Below are 14,732 nucleotides of genomic sequence, written 5' to 3'. Positions count from 1 at the left end.
GATATGCGTTATCTATTGAGTGGTGCCTTATGCCTTTTCGCCTTGCCTTGTCTGGCAGCCCCTGGGGAAATAGCCCGTGCGCCAGTGACGGAAGCGACCGGCGTGCAGCCCAATATCCTGTTCATTCTGGATGACTCGGGCAGCATGGAGTGGCAGGACACCCTCAACAATGGCGTTGAGGTATGGGGTTATCAGCCGGCGTCTTCCGTCTTAGGTAGCAGTGGTGTCTACTCCATCAATGCGATCGGCACGGTCAGTCATCAGTCTCAGACTACCGTCGCCCAAGCCATCGGGTCGTGCAATGGCTTCAATGTTCTCGCCTATAACCCCGAGTTAACGTATTCGCCGTGGGCCGGCAAGGACCGCCTGGGCATCACCTATACCAACGCCACTCTGTCATCGGCGCGCTCCAATCCTTATGATCCCACTACGACCGTCAATCTGTTGGGGGTCTATTACATGTCCTGGTCGGATGATGACGGGGATGGCGAATACGATTTCGAGGAATGTGGCCTCTACCGCAGTGGCGGAGGAACCTTCGTGAATACTGAGCGCAGGGTCTACGTCAATCAGCTATCAGCGGCACAGCAGATCAATTTTTCCAACTGGTTCACGTATTATCGTGACCGCATGTCAGTGGCTAAATCCGCCATGGCGGGTGTGATCAACACCAATGAGTCGCGTGTAGGCTTGCGCACCATTCAAGGTCGCAACAATCGCAATGTTGCGGACATGACTGACTCAGGTGAGCGTGATGACTTGATGGAAGAGCTGTTCACCGCCTATCCCTCTGGTGGCACGCCGTTGCGGACAGCCCTCAAGAGTGCGGGCGAGTACTATTCCAGCACCGGTAGCAATGCCCCCATCCTGAGTGCTGGTGAAGGTGGTATGTGTCAGCAGAACTACGCCATCATGATGACTGACGGTTATTGGAACGGTAACAGCCCCAGTGTCGGCAACATCGATGGCGGTAGTGGCGATTACATCAGCGCCAGTCATCGAGACAATTACGCCAATACACTGGGTGATGTCGCGATGAAGTATTACCGTGAAGACCTGCGCTCAGACCTGATCAACAGCGTACCCATCATCCCGGGCGTGGATGAGAATCCCTCACAGCATATGGTGACCTATACCGTCGGCTTCGGTGTCGATGGCACTCTGTCGAGTAACCCTGCTTCGCTGGACAGCAACTTTGATTGGCCGCAGCCGACATCCAATACCAGTACCACTATCGATGACCTGCGCCATGCCGCATGGAACGGGCGCGGCGAGTACTTGAGTGCAGCCAATCCGCAGGCCTTGATTGATGCCTTGAACAACATTGCGCAGTCCATTGCGGGCCGTTCAGCCAGCACCGGTAGCCTGGACATCAGCAGTAGCGGCCAGAGCACCGATACCTACCTGATCCAGACCACCTATGACCCAGCAGATTGGTCTGGGGATATCGTGGCGCGCAAGATCGAGAACGACGGATCATTGAGTACGGTTTCCGAGTGGTCCGTCGCTGATTGGCTGAGCGACGATGCTGATCGCAGCAGCACCCGCAAGGTGCTGACTTATAACCCGGGTATCGCTGAGGTGGATGAAAAGGCCTTCTTTTTCGATATCGAGCAGGCGGGCTCGCTCGAGGCTGAGCAGATCCTTGATCTGCTGGGCTTCATCGATGAGTCCCTGCTGTCAGACAGCCTGTTGATTTCCGTACGCGAGGCAGCCAATGGGGTAACTACGGGGGTTGCCAATGGCTTGGGGCTGGGTCTGAATATTGGCAATGGCTTGGCCAGTGCCATCGGACTCAATGGCACGGCCAGTGGTGTGCTGGGTCTTGTCGGAGATACGGTGACACAGCTGACGGGGCAGATTCTCGATACTACAGGTACCTTTCTCAAGCTCAATGGTGTCGCGACAGGCGTCAAAACGTCAGAGCTCGAGAATCTGATCGGGTACATCAAGGGTGAGGATGAATATGAAGGCACCTTGTTCCGAGAGCGCGAGGGGAATTACCTGGGCGATATCGTGAACGCGACGCCCGCGATCGTCGGGCCGCCGTCGGCCAGTTATAGCAATGACATGGAAGTGTCGTCCTATCGTGCCTTCAAGTCCTTGTACGAAGACCGGCCCTCCATGGTCTACGTGGGCGCCAATGACGGCATGCTGCATGCGATTGACATGGCGTCAGGGGAAGAGAAGTTTGCCTATATGCCGTATGCCACCTTCAGTATCGATAGCGGGCGTGGCATTCGTCAGCTAGCGAATGAAAACTACGTCCACCAGTACTATGTCGACTCCACCCCCATTGCACGCGATGTCCATATCCAGTTGGCAGATGAAGATGCTGCCAGCTGGCACTCCATGCTGCTGGGGGGATTGGGGGCGGGCGGCAAAGCGGTCTACATGCTGGATATCACGGATCCGGAAAGCTTCGATTCATTGGGCGATGCAGATGGCACTGCCCCTTCGGATATCGTGCAGTGGGAATTCATGCATGAGGATCTTGGCTATACCTTCAGCGACATACAGGTCGCACGCCTGGATGATGGCGGCTGGTACGCCATCTTCGGCAACGGTTACAACGCAGACAGCGATGGGCGTGCCAAGTTGTTCATCGTGGATCTGGCGGATTCCAGCAACTATGCCGTACTGGATACTCAGCAGGGCTCCAATGCGGGGGGAGAATGTACCGCCTCAAATAGCGACTGCAACGGCATGTCGAGCCCGGAACTTGCCGATATTGATGCCGATGGCATTACAGACTGGATTTACGCTGGCGACCTGCACGGCAATGTCTGGACCTTCGACATGCGCCAGTTCTCATTGGCAGATATCGGCAGTGGTGAGATTTCTCGCCTCTTCCAGTCCTGCGCCGTCGCGCTGACCAGTACCTCAGCAAGCTGTCCTGCTGCCTCTCGTCAGCCGATCACCTCACGAGTCGCTCTGGCCCGTAGCGGTGTCTATAACAGTACGGTCGATACGCCCAACCTGAATGTCTATTGGGGGACGGGGCAGCTGATCACCCTCCAGGATGCGGTTGACGATTCCGTGCAGTCATTTTATAGCGTGCTACATACGGGCTCCTCGACGCGTCGCCATCATGGTGAGTTGGAAAAGCAGAGTTTTACGTCGATCAATGGCGTCGATGATGCACGTACCGTGACCGGTATCAGCGTCGATTATGCCAATCAGAGGGGCGAAGGGCGTCAGTACGGGTGGTATGTGGATCTGCCTGACTCAGGTGAACGTGTCGTGACCATCCCGGCCGTACGAGGTGATTTGATTGTTTTCAACAGTACCATTCCCGGCACCAATGGCCCCTGTACGGGCGGTGCCAGTGGTTGGCTGAATGCGCTGAGCTTGCGTAATGGCCTACAGCCGTCACGCAGTACCAACAACGTTCAGCAGGTCTTCGATTACAACGGCGACGGCAAGGTGGATGCCAGTGACAACATCAATGATCAGGTGGTGCTGTCAATCAAGGTAGGCGGTGAGCCGACCTCTCCCAAGTTCGTGGGTGACACTCAATATGTGGGACTGGGCGGTACGACCGAAGTGTTCTCGACCGTGATGGACTTCGGTATTGGTGGTCTTGAAGGCCGAAGTGCCTGGTACCAGCTGCGCTAGGAGAATCAGAGATGAGCAATGTTAACGATCGAATATGGCGAACCGTTCGCGCGCCTCACGTCATGACGGCATTGGTCGGGGTGTTGCTGCTGGGGGTGTCGTCGCTGGCATCGTCCGCAGGGCTGGCGATCAAGGAAGACTTCGAGGCTGAGACCACGGGGACGATAGAATCACTCGAGGACAACATGTTGATGGTCGGCGATGCGGGCTTTGAAATGGTGCCATCGTCACGTGTGCTGACGCGCAACGGACGAGAGCTCAAGTCCTTCCATCTGGATGAAGGACAGGAGGTCGAGATCCACTTTGATCCGCGTTACGAGCCGAGAAGGGTCATCGATATCATCCTGCTGAGACGAGGTGGCTGATGCATTCCAAGCGACATGTTTCACGACGTCAAGATGGCTTTGGTCTGCTGGAGCTCATGATCACCGTGGCGATCATCGGCATCATTGCTGCCATCGCCTACCCGAGTTATCAATCCCAGGTAGAGCGTTCTCGGCGTACGGATGCCACCACGGCGTTGCTGGCATTGGCGCAGGTGCAGGAGCGCATCATGGCAACCTGCGGTGAGTACGCGACGGCGAGTATGACGAAAGAAACTGATTGTGGTGATGTAGGTGGTGGTATCGGTCTGGGTGCGGATGCGGTCAGTGAAGGGGGCTTCTATTCCCTGGTCGTCGCAGGAGACGCGGACAGCTACAAACTGACGGCGACTGCGCAGGGTGCACAGGTCAATGATGAGGACTGCCAAACCTTTGAGCTGACAGAATTAGGGATCAAATCTGGAGGTGTACGAATAGACCCGAATACGCTCGTAGATAACGATTGCTGGTAGATCTGGCTACAACCTTCATGTGTGTAATCCCCGAGCCCTGGTCATTCGTGACCGGGGCTTTTTCATGCCAGTTCATTCGACAAATATGATATGGCAATATGAAAATGTGGAGAAAGCATGAATGCGTGGCAGGAGCAGCCCTTTTGGTAATCTTGTGTAACATAATGCATCCATGTGTGGCTCCCGAGGATAACCGGTAGCCAAACCTTCCCTCATCGTGGTTCATCACTGGCCTGCACGGCAATCAGGGGTATGCAAATGCGGTACTTTCGCATGTGTCGACACGAGCGAGAGTGTGGCGGCAGTGAACGAGGTTTCACGCTGATCGAGTTGATGATCACGTTGGCGGTACTCGTCATCACGATAACGATAGCCGTACCCGCCTGGCAGGGAATCGTTGCACGCAATGCGGTTGCCGGGACGGCAGAGACGCTCGCGGCAGCCATCAATTATTCCCGTAGTGAAGCGGTTGCCACCAGTCATGACATCACCCTCTGTCCATTGAATGGTGCGGGAGATGCTTGTACGAACTCGACCAGCTGGAGCAATGGCTGGGCTGTGGTGGAAGGCGCGCTTTCCGATGCGCAGTCCTCGCTCAATGATGCAGATCTTGAGCTTTTGCGCGTGTACGATGCGGCCATCACGGTAGAGGCGGATGTCGCTGGTATCACCTTTGACAGCCAGGGGGCTACAGAGAATGCCACCTGGCTGCTGATCTGCGATCAATCCGGGGGGGAAGACCACCGCCAACTGGAGCTGACATCCATCGGACGTGTCGTGACGGAGACCTATGGAACCGATAACAAGAGTTGCTGATGTCGGACAGGCTCCGCGCAGTTCATATAAAAGCCAGCGAGGTACCAGCCTGCTGGAGGCCTTGATCGCCCTGTTGCTGATGGGGCTGACCTTGCTGGGTTTCGGTCTCATGCAGATGGAAACCTTGCAGGCCAATGGAGAGAGCTATTCACGCACTCAGGCGCGTATTCAACTGATCAGCATGGCTGAGCGCATCCAGGCCAATCCTGACGGCGTGGATGATTATGATGGACTATCCACTGCCGCGGCAGGCACCCCGGGCGGCTGCCCCTGTAGCGTTGCCCAGCTGGCGACACGCGATATCGCCGTGTGGGCAGAGGCATTGGATGACACTGGATTGAACTCGGCAGTCGGCAGTATTGCCAGCAGCGGCAGTGATCTTTTGACTTTGACGCTGAGCTGGAGCAGTGCCGCACTGCTGGGACAGGATGCCGACAACATGGACGACGCTGCGCAGACACTCAACGAGACGTTGCAGATAAGAGTAATGCCCTGATGACGATGCGAACTCCCCTGTCTCTCAGGCACCAGCAGGGTGTCGGTCTTGTCGAGTTGATGCTGGCGATGGTGCTGGGATTGTTCATCTCGGCCATGGCGCTCGAATACTTTCTGGCCTCTCGCTCGACGCTGAATACGACGTCGGCTGTCTCGTATCTTCAGGAATCAGCACGCCACACGACACGTCGACTTCAGCCCTTGATTCGCAATACCGGTTTCTCCGGCTGTACGGATTCCAGCAGTGTCAGTGATGGCACTGGTAGTCATGCACTGTCTGAGACTCCCCTCGCAGCCGACACTGAAACTGTCGCGGGTATCACCTACGATCGTCTCGCCATGCAGGTACCGTTGCTGGGCAGTCAGCGTGGCTGGCAGGTGTCCACTGCAGTGGCACAAGGAGATACCACGATCGCGGTGAGCGATTACACCTCCGGCACTCTCGACACGGATAGCTTCGTGTTGATCAGTGATTGTGAAAGTGGCGATATCGTGCGCTTGACCGGCGATAGCAGCAATTCACTGAGTCTTGCGAGCGCCGTCGAGCATGGCTATGGCGGCTCGCAGCAGACACAGGCCTATGTCTATCCGATTCAGCGCTGGTATCTATTACTGGATCAGGAGGATGACGATTCGCCCGTACGTCTGTGCTTGAATCTGGAAGATGTTGACGGTGATCCTGAGGCTGGGTGTGGCGAGGAAGTGGCACGTTATGTCGAGGGCCTGGATATCACCTTTGACACTGCTAGCGGTAGCGGCAGCAGCGCTACTTTCGAGGTGGAACGAAGCGTCGCAGAGATCGAAGCGGATGATGACTGGGGCAACGTCAGACGAATACATCTCAGCCTTGCGCTCAAGACGCCACCCACGGTCAATGTTGCAGGTGAAGACAATGGTGAGTTGCAGCGAACTTTCGATATCACCCTGAGCCCGAGGAATATCGGATTATGAGTATCGCCCAGAAGTCTTTACCTCATCCGCCTCGCCAGCAGGGCATGGCGTTGCTGGTCGTGCTCATCATGTTGATCGTGGTGGGTGTGATGGCGGTGACCGGCAATGAAGACACCCAGTTGCAGACTCGCATGCTGATCAACACCCAACATTACGATACCGCCTATGCCGAGGCCGAAAGTCAGCAACAGCAGGCCGAAGATCGCCTGCTCGAAGGAGAGCTGACACTGTCAGACTTCATCAGCGGTGATGGGCTCTTTGATATCACGTCGGGAGATGCGCTGGAGTTCGATCCGACGCAGCTTGATGCATGGGAAGGGCAGGGCGTCTTGAGCGGTGATGATGCAGTGAATGGCAACTATGTCATCGAATATCTCGGGGAAACGACGGAAGGCGTCCTCAATGCTGACAACCTGAGCAGTAGTGAATTGTTGAAGGCTTATCGGATTACCGCTGCAGGCTGGGGTCTGGATAGCGCCGGAGAAAAACGTGCACTGGCAGTGGTGCAGAGCGAAATCATGATGGCCGAGTAAAGAGAGTCTATCGATGACATCGAAGTATCTGCACCGCGTATTCAAGTGGCGCTCTGTGCGCTTTCTCCCGTTATTGTCTGGTGGATGGCTGGTGCTTGCCGTGCCTGCCATGGCAGATAGCGATAGCCTGCTCCAGTTACCTACGACGCAAAGTGTCGGGGTTACGCCCAATGTTCTGCTGGTGCTGGATGACTCGGGCTCGATGTCGTTTGAAGATACATTTGAAGGTGGGGAAACTGAACAAAGTTATAATCTCATCTACACATGGGATTATAAGAGTAACTATTGCCAGTTCTCATGGTGTTCTGTTGTTTTCAAACCCCGCACAAACTTGGATAACAAGTTCTTTTGTGCCACTCAGAATACGCAGGCTTACGATCCGGAGCAAACTTACCTACCTTGGAAAAAAGGCGATGGTGATGAGCGATATGATAATATGGATCCTACTGAGGCATGGATAGATTTCAGTTCTGGCGATAACAGGTACAATAGAGTTGACCTTACAGATTCCAGCTTGAATTATCGATATTACACCGGAGGTAGGTGTGATACAGAGATGACAGTTTCTAAGTTAACATCTGCCCAAAAAGTCAACTATGCCAATTGGTTTACTTACTACAGGAGCCGTTTGAGTGTTGGTAAGGCTGCTGGATTGGAGCTGCTTTCCGGTATTGAATATCGTACGGGGTTCATCACGATAAATCCTGATGCCAGTACAGCCAACAAAGTTGAAGTCGATGATATATTCGATTCCATTATCCAGTATGTAACAAATGCACTGAAAGTTGTGGTTGAGCTTGTTGCCAATAGTGATAGCGGGAACGACCATCTTGAAGATATCAGAGATGCCATTGTTGGTTCGGAAATAATTCCAAGTACCGTTAGTGGTTATAATAGCTACCGTGGCACTCCACTGCGTGAGGCACTATATCGTGCCGGGGAATATTACAGTGACAACTATTCACCGTTGGGGTCTACCCCCATTCTGTCGGAAGATGAAGGCGGCATGTGTCAACAGAACTTCACGGTCCTGATTACCGATGGTTTCTGGAATGAGGAAAGCTCTAGTACTGCTGGTGATGTCGAAGATATTGTTGATGCCAATGGTGACGGACGAATTTGGAATTATTCTTCTGGCAAGAAGGGCGGGGTCACCACTCTGGCTGATGTTGCGTACTACTACGCCAACAATGATCTGTTGACTGACCTGGGCAGCGGTACTTACGAAAAGCAGGTCATGACGACTTATACGGTGGCCTTCGGTGTCGAGTCCACCAGTGATGAGTGGGATGACGACAAGGAAGTGACTGAAAGTAGTTCCAGCACTATCGATGATCTGGAGCAGGCGGCCATCGATGGTGGCGGTTCCTATTTCAATGCCTCAAGCCCGACGGACCTCGTCAGTGCTCTGGCCTCCATCGCGGCGGAAATCGTCGCAGTCGGCAACAGCGTCAGTGGTCTCTCCACCAATCTGACCACGGCGAGTGTCGAGACGGATACTCTGTTGTTGGAAAGCCGCTATTCCGCCTCTACCTGGACGGGGGATGTCGTCGCCTCATCGGTCGAGGAAGGCAATGATGTCGATGATGATGATGAAGTCTGGAGCGCCGCCACTCAGCTGAGTGCCGCATTGAAAGAAGATGGCGGCCTGGATGGGCGCACTGTCTACACCATGGCCAGTGGGAGTGCGTTGGAGCTGACCACGGACAATGCCGACCATTTGACCAGCACCCAGCAGGCCGATCTGGCACGTATGGAAATCGGTGGTAACTCCACGGATGATTACGTGGACGCCGCGATTGAATGGCTGCGTGGCGATGATGAATATGAGGGCGATGGCCTGCGCAGCCGCAGTGGCGTTCAGTTGGGTGACATCATCGGCTCATCTCCTGTGGTGGTGACACGTGATGGCTCCACCACCGAGGGCAGCGTTTTCGTCGGAGCCAACGATGGCATGCTGCATGCCTTTGATCTCAGTTCCGGTGAAGAGCAGTTCGCTTATATTCCAGAACTGCTTTATAGCGAAGACGATGATGAAGGGCTGGGCTATCTGGCGGATCCTGCTTACCAGCATCGCTACTATGTCGATGGTGAACTGCGCCTGACGTCACTGGATGATGAAGAGTGGTTGATCTCGGGCTTCGGTGGTGGTGGGCGAGGCGTATTTGCCTTGAACGTCACCAAGGCCGTCGCCGGCGAAGATTTCAATGAAGACGATATCGTGCGTTGGGAATTCGGAACCAGTGACGATGATGACATGGGCCATGTCTACGGAACGGCACATGTCGTGACGCTCAACAATGGCGACAATGCGGTGCTGGTAGGCAATGGTGTCGAGACTGCCGACGAGAGTGCGGCGCCGACCCTGTTCATTCTGGATCTCGATGGTGTCAATGCCGGTAGCGTGATTGCCAAACTGGCACCGAGTGGTGTGACTGGTGGGTTGACCAACCTGCAGGTGGCAGATCTGGACAGCAATGGCACCGTCGACTTTGCTTATGGCGGTGATCTTCTCGGGCGACTGTGGAAGTTTGATCTCAGCGATGATGACAGCAGCCAGTGGAACGTCACGCGCCTGTTTACAGCGTGTGCCACGAGTCTTTCCGGAGGCGAATGTCCGACGGCCGCATTGCAGCCCATCACGGTCAAGCCGACGTTGAGTCGTTATTCCGGTGAGTCGCAGACCATGTCATCTCCCAACCTGCTGATCGCCTTCGGCACTGGGCAGGACATGTACGCGGATGACGACGATGCCGCCTGGGTGACCCAGAGCGTCTATACCGTGTTGGATGCGGGGGGCAGTCACACCAGTCTCAATCGTACCCATCTGGAGGAGCGCACCTTCGTCAGTGGTACCTATACCAATGGAGAGCTGACGGGGCGTACATTGGGTGGCGATAGCTTCAGCTATTATCCCAACCAGCTGGATGACCAGGACAGCGATCGTTTTGGCTGGTATGTGGATCTGGATGACAGCGAGGAAGAAGAGGTCGTGGAACCTGCCTCGCTGCTCTCCAATCTGGTGTTGTTCTCCACCAGCACTACCAGCAGCGGGACCAACTTCTGTGAGAGCACCGGGGGAGGCTGGTTGCTCGCATTGGATGCCGAGACAGGCCTGCCGACCTATGACGATGACGAAGGGAGTTACGTGACCATCTTTGATTTCAATCAGGATGACGCCTTCAGCAGTGATGATCTGGTGGGCACCATCGTTGACGACACCGCCGCTGTGGGCAATGTCGTGGTCAGTATCAAGCTCAGCGGGACACCGACGGCCAGTGTCAGTGTCGGCAGTACCGTCTATGTCGGTACCAGCTCGCTTGGCAGTGTGGAGGGTGATGTCTCGTCCTATACGCTGAATGTCTCCAGCTCCACTGATAGTGGTCGCGTATCGTGGTATCAGCTGCGCTGATCGTGACGCAGAAATACCACTGACGTCGCCGCTGCACCTCATGAGGGTGCGGCGGCGTCTTTTCTTTCAAGCAAGGCTTTCAAGGAAGACTGATGATAGCTGCAACCTTCTCTTCGCGCCGCAAGCATGCCGCCGGTTTTACGCTGACCGAACTGATGATCGTCGTGGTCATCGTCGGGATACTGGCCGCGATTGCCTATCCGAGCTATCAGAACCAGGTGATTCGCTCGCGTCGCGCGGATGGTCAGGCGGCATTGATGTCTCTGGCTCAGGCGCAGGAGCGTTACATGGCTCGCTGCGGCGAATATGCCACCAGCATCGCTGGAGACAGTGACTGTGATGCCGAAGGGCTCGGCCGCTCCACGGATTCTCCTGAAGGTTATTACCGCTTGAGTCTCTCGGACTCCACGACGACTCGTTTCACCTTGACGGCAGATGCGGTCTCGCCACAGGACATCGATACCGAGTGCGATGCACTGACCTTGAGCAGTACGGGGGTGAGAGATACCACCGGTACCGGTGATGATTGCTGGTAGTGATGATTGTTGATGGTGACGATGCGATAACCAGAGGTCTGTCATTTGTAGCGCGGTGATTGACGACTGCCATTCATGGGCTGTCACGAATATGTCATGCCGGTTCTTGCGCCTCGTCGCGGGCGGCGTATCGTAGACGACTTCTCTTCAAGGCTAGCGGCGGGAGCACTTTGGCGTGAATGACTTTCTGGTGGTGGGTGGAGGCGTGATTGGCATGCTGACCGCGCTTGAGCTGGCGGATGGCGGGGCAGAGGTCACGCTGGTCGAGCGCGGTCAATGTGGACGCGAAGCCTCATGGGCGGGCGGTGGCATCGTGTCTCCGCTATATCCTTGGCGCTACAGTGCGCCGATCTCGCGGCTCTCGGCATGGTCTGAAGGCTTTTACCCCACACTCGCTGATCGGCTGATCGAATCTACCGGCATTGATCCTGAATTCCGTCAGCAGGGGCTCCTGTACCTGAATGTCGAAGACGCCGAGCAGGCGCTTGCCTGGTCTGAGCAATATGCCAAGCCGCTCACGCGCGTCGGTGCTGACGTCCTCTACGACAAGGCACCTGCCGTCGCGCCGGGCTGCGAGTCCGCATTGTGGATGCCGACGTTGGGCAGCATTCGCAATCCACGCCTTGGCAAGGCTCTGCGGGCGGCGCTTGAAGCGCATTCACGTGTGCGCCTGTTGGAGAATGTCGCGGTGAAGGGCATCTTGATGCAGGACGATACTGCCATCGGAGTGCAGACCGCCAATTCGGTGCTGTCTGCCGGTCAGGTCGTGGTCTGTGGCGGTGCCTGGAGTCGTGAGATTCTGAGCGAGGCAGGCCTGGCGCTGCCGGTGCGCCCGGTGCGCGGCCAGATGGTGCTGTTCAAGGCACCCAAGGGACTGGTCGAGCGCGTGGTGCTCAAGAATGGGCGCTACGTGATCCCACGTGCTGATGGACGCATCGTGGCGGGTTCTACGCTTGAGGAGGTCGGCTTCGACAAGACCACCACCGCAGAGGCGCGCGACTCGCTGGTCAAGAGTGCCTGCGAGATCATCCCTGCGCTGGCAGAGTGTGAGGTTGAGCACCACTGGGCAGGCTTGCGCCCCGGCTCACCCACGGGCACGCCGTTCATTGGTGCAGTGCCCCAGCGCCGGCATCTGCACGTCAATGCTGGTCATTATCGCAATGGACTCGTGCTGGCACCGGCATCGACCCGCCTGCTGGCGGATCAGCTGCTCGGGCGCACGCCGATCATCGACCCCATGCCCTACCAGCCCGCGACCTTGCTGGCAGAGGTCTCCGGGGAAGAGGCGCCGTCAGAAGCAGCGACGACGCACTGGGCGTGATGCGGTTGTTCGGAAACGCTTTCTAGCGCATCGGAATGCTCTGATTCCCGTGCGCTGGGTTACTTCTTGCGCGGGCCTTCCTCGAGGAAGTGCGTCTGATGTTCGTGACAGCAGAAATGCAGTGCTTCATGACGGATGGCGTCATTTTCCGGCAGATGTAGATCGCAATAGGCGCAGCGCACCATGTTTTGCGCCTTTCGCTCGGCCGGAACGTCATCGTGATAGTCGTTTTGGCTTAGCTTCCATTGGCGATACATGCGGTAAAGACGCAGACCGGCCCAGAATAGAACGACGAAAACCAGCAGACGGATGATCAACAGGCTCATTCCTATATAACTCCCTGATGAGGACACGCGACTGGCTTTTGCCAGCGGCGTGACCTTGCGGGACAATGGCGGTCATCATGAATTCAGATGGACCGGTGCACGGCTCAGTCGTCTGAGCCAGATGTCTGGCCACAGTGTACTGGCCCCTTATCGAACCGCCAATCGAGAGATCCTTATTGCATGCAAGATCTGACTCTGGTGATGGCCCAGCTCGACCCGCTGGTCGGTGATATTCCCGGCAATACCGAACGCGCCATTGAGGCAGTTCGCGAAGCGAGTCTTGAGCATAAGGCCGACGTCGTAGTGCTCCCTGAGCTATGTCTGACCGGCTATCCGCCGGAAGATCTGTTGTTGCGCGAGTCCATGGAAGCACGCCTTGAAGAGGCGCGTGCGCGCATGGCGAAGAAGGTCGCGCGGGGAGTGATGGTCATCGTCGGTTATCCCGGCATGCGTGACGGCAAGCGCTACAATCTGGCCGGTGTCCTCAAGGATGGCGAGTGGATTGCTGAATATGCCAAGCAGGCATTGCCCAACTATCAGGTCTTCGATGAACAGCGCTACTTCACGCCAGGCACCGAGCCGTGCGTGGTGGAGTGTCGTGGCGCTCGTCTGGGGATTGTGATCTGTGAAGACCTCTGGGACGGTGCGCCGATCCGTCAGGCATGTGATGCGGGTGCCGACATCCTGGTCAGCCTCAATGCCTCCCCCTATCATCTCGAGAAGCCGGCCGAGCGCAATCGCCTGTTTGCCCAGCGTGCCGCGGAAGTGAGCTGCCCGCTGGTCTATGTCAATCAGATTGGCGGTCAGGATGAGCTGGTGTTTGACGGTGGCTCCGCAGCGATCGATGCCGAGGGAAATACCTGCGTGCAGGCGCCGTGGTGGGATGTCGGCCTGATGCCAGTGCAGTTCCTCCAGCAGAAAAATGGTCATTGGGTGCCTCAGTCCGGAGAAATCGCCGAGCTGCTGTCGCCCGAAGAATCGCTCTACTGTGCGCTGGTCACCGGTCTGCGCGACTACGTCAACAAGAGTGGCTTCAAGGGCGTGGTGCTGGGCCTTTCCGGTGGAATTGACTCCGGCCTGTCGCTGGCGATTGCTGTCGATGCCCTGGGAGCAGATCGTGTGCATGCGGTGATGATGCCGTACCACTACACGGCGGACATCTCGAAGGAAGACGCCGCAGAGCAGGCCAAACTGCTGGGTGTGAACTACGAGATAATGCCTATTGCGCCGATGGTCGAGGCATTCACCGAGACCCTGGCCGAGAGCTTTGCCGGTAGTGAGCGTGATACCACAGAGGAAAATCTTCAGTCCCGTTGTCGCGGTGTACTGCTGATGGCCATCTCGAACAAGAAGGGCCTGATGGTGCTGACCACCGGCAACAAGAGCGAAATGGCCGTCGGTTACGCCACGCTCTACGGTGACATGGTCGGTGGCTACAATGCGCTCAAGGATGTCTACAAGACGTGGGTGTTCCGCCTTGCGCATTGGCGCAACACCATGAGTCCGGCAATCCCGGAGCGTGTCATCACGCGTCCGCCATCGGCAGAGCTTGCTGAAGATCAGCTCGATAGTGATTCACTGCCGGATTACGACACCCTGGATGCGATTCTCACCCATTATATCGAAGGTGACATGAGCGCCGAGGCGATCATTCGCTCAGGCTTTGAAGAGGAAGACGTCTACCGTGTGGTGCGTCTGGTCGATCGTTGTGAATACAAGCGTCGGCAGGCGCCGGTGGGTGTGCGTGTCACGCCACGCGGCTTCGGACGAGACCGTCGCTACCCGATCGTCAATGGCTGGGCCGCTGGCGAATAAGGTATCCGGCAGGTGATATGACAGATCTGGGATTCTTTGCGCAAGCTGCTCAAATCGACGTCGTCGCATGAAAA

At 56.3% G+C, this 14,732-nt stretch carries 12 protein-coding genes; 11 read left to right on the top strand and 1 reads right to left on the bottom strand.

Annotated elements, in window-relative coordinates; translation table 11 throughout:
* The first annotated feature begins 3 nt into the window (after positions 1-3).
* From GQR90_RS16400 to thiO, 10 genes are all read left to right on the top strand, one after another.
* Positions 4-3,618, top strand: a complete 3,615-nt coding sequence (locus GQR90_RS16400; RefSeq protein WP_158775027.1) for a pilus assembly protein — start codon at positions 4-6, stop codon at positions 3,616-3,618.
* An 11-nt stretch (positions 3,619-3,629) separates the two neighbouring features.
* Positions 3,630-3,983, top strand: a complete 354-nt coding sequence (locus GQR90_RS16395; protein WP_158775026.1) for a hypothetical protein — start codon at positions 3,630-3,632, stop codon at positions 3,981-3,983.
* A complete protein-coding gene (locus GQR90_RS16390; protein ID WP_158775025.1) occupies positions 3,983-4,453 on the top strand; it encodes a type IV pilin protein in 471 nt (156 codons plus the stop codon). The genes GQR90_RS16395 and GQR90_RS16390 overlap by 1 nt, the downstream gene beginning before the upstream one ends.
* Before the next feature lie 258 nt (positions 4,454-4,711).
* Positions 4,712-5,269 carry a GspH/FimT family pseudopilin gene (locus GQR90_RS16385; protein ID WP_158775626.1) on the top strand — a complete coding sequence of 186 codons (558 nt, stop codon included), beginning with the start codon at positions 4,712-4,714 and terminating at the stop codon, positions 5,267-5,269.
* Complete coding sequence (locus GQR90_RS16380) at positions 5,244-5,765, top strand: hypothetical protein (protein WP_158775024.1); 522 nt, start codon at positions 5,244-5,246, stop codon at positions 5,763-5,765. Before GQR90_RS16385 ends, GQR90_RS16380 begins: the two co-directional genes overlap by 26 nt.
* Positions 5,765-6,715 (top strand): PilW family protein, encoded by a 951-nt coding sequence (locus GQR90_RS16375; RefSeq protein ID WP_158775023.1) that lies wholly within the window; start codon positions 5,765-5,767, stop codon positions 6,713-6,715. The genes GQR90_RS16380 and GQR90_RS16375 overlap by 1 nt, the downstream gene beginning before the upstream one ends.
* Complete coding sequence (locus GQR90_RS16370; protein WP_158775022.1) at positions 6,712-7,248, top strand: pilus assembly PilX family protein; 537 nt, start codon at positions 6,712-6,714, stop codon at positions 7,246-7,248. The genes GQR90_RS16375 and GQR90_RS16370 overlap by 4 nt, the downstream gene beginning before the upstream one ends.
* A 628-nt stretch (positions 7,249-7,876) precedes the next feature.
* Complete coding sequence (locus GQR90_RS16365; protein WP_158775021.1) at positions 7,877-10,660, top strand: pilus assembly protein; 2,784 nt, start codon at positions 7,877-7,879, stop codon at positions 10,658-10,660.
* A gap of 92 nt (positions 10,661-10,752) precedes the next feature.
* Complete coding sequence (locus tag GQR90_RS17695; RefSeq protein WP_158775020.1) at positions 10,753-11,196, top strand: type IV pilin protein; 444 nt, start codon at positions 10,753-10,755, stop codon at positions 11,194-11,196.
* Between the two features lie 175 nt (positions 11,197-11,371).
* Entirely contained in the window at positions 11,372-12,517 is a 1,146-nt protein-coding gene (gene thiO, locus GQR90_RS16355) for a glycine oxidase ThiO (RefSeq protein WP_158775019.1), read from the top strand.
* A gap of 59 nt (positions 12,518-12,576) precedes the next feature.
* Here thiO and GQR90_RS16350 read toward each other — a convergent pair whose 3' ends face one another.
* A complete protein-coding gene (locus GQR90_RS16350; RefSeq protein ID WP_158775018.1) occupies positions 12,577-12,843 on the bottom strand; it encodes a PP0621 family protein in 267 nt (88 codons plus the stop codon).
* Between the two features lie 180 nt (positions 12,844-13,023).
* Here GQR90_RS16350 and GQR90_RS16345 point away from each other — a divergent pair, with 180 nt between their 5' ends.
* Entirely contained in the window at positions 13,024-14,658 is a 1,635-nt protein-coding gene (locus tag GQR90_RS16345; RefSeq protein WP_158775017.1) for an NAD+ synthase, read from the top strand.
* Positions 14,659-14,732: the final 74 nt, after the last annotated feature.

This window comes from Cobetia sp. L2A1 (genome assembly GCF_009796845.1).
In the GTDB taxonomy this organism is placed as follows: domain Bacteria; phylum Pseudomonadota; class Gammaproteobacteria; order Pseudomonadales; family Halomonadaceae; genus Cobetia.
Note: the sequence above shows the minus strand (reverse complement) of the source record. Positions and strands in the feature narration are given on the sequence as shown.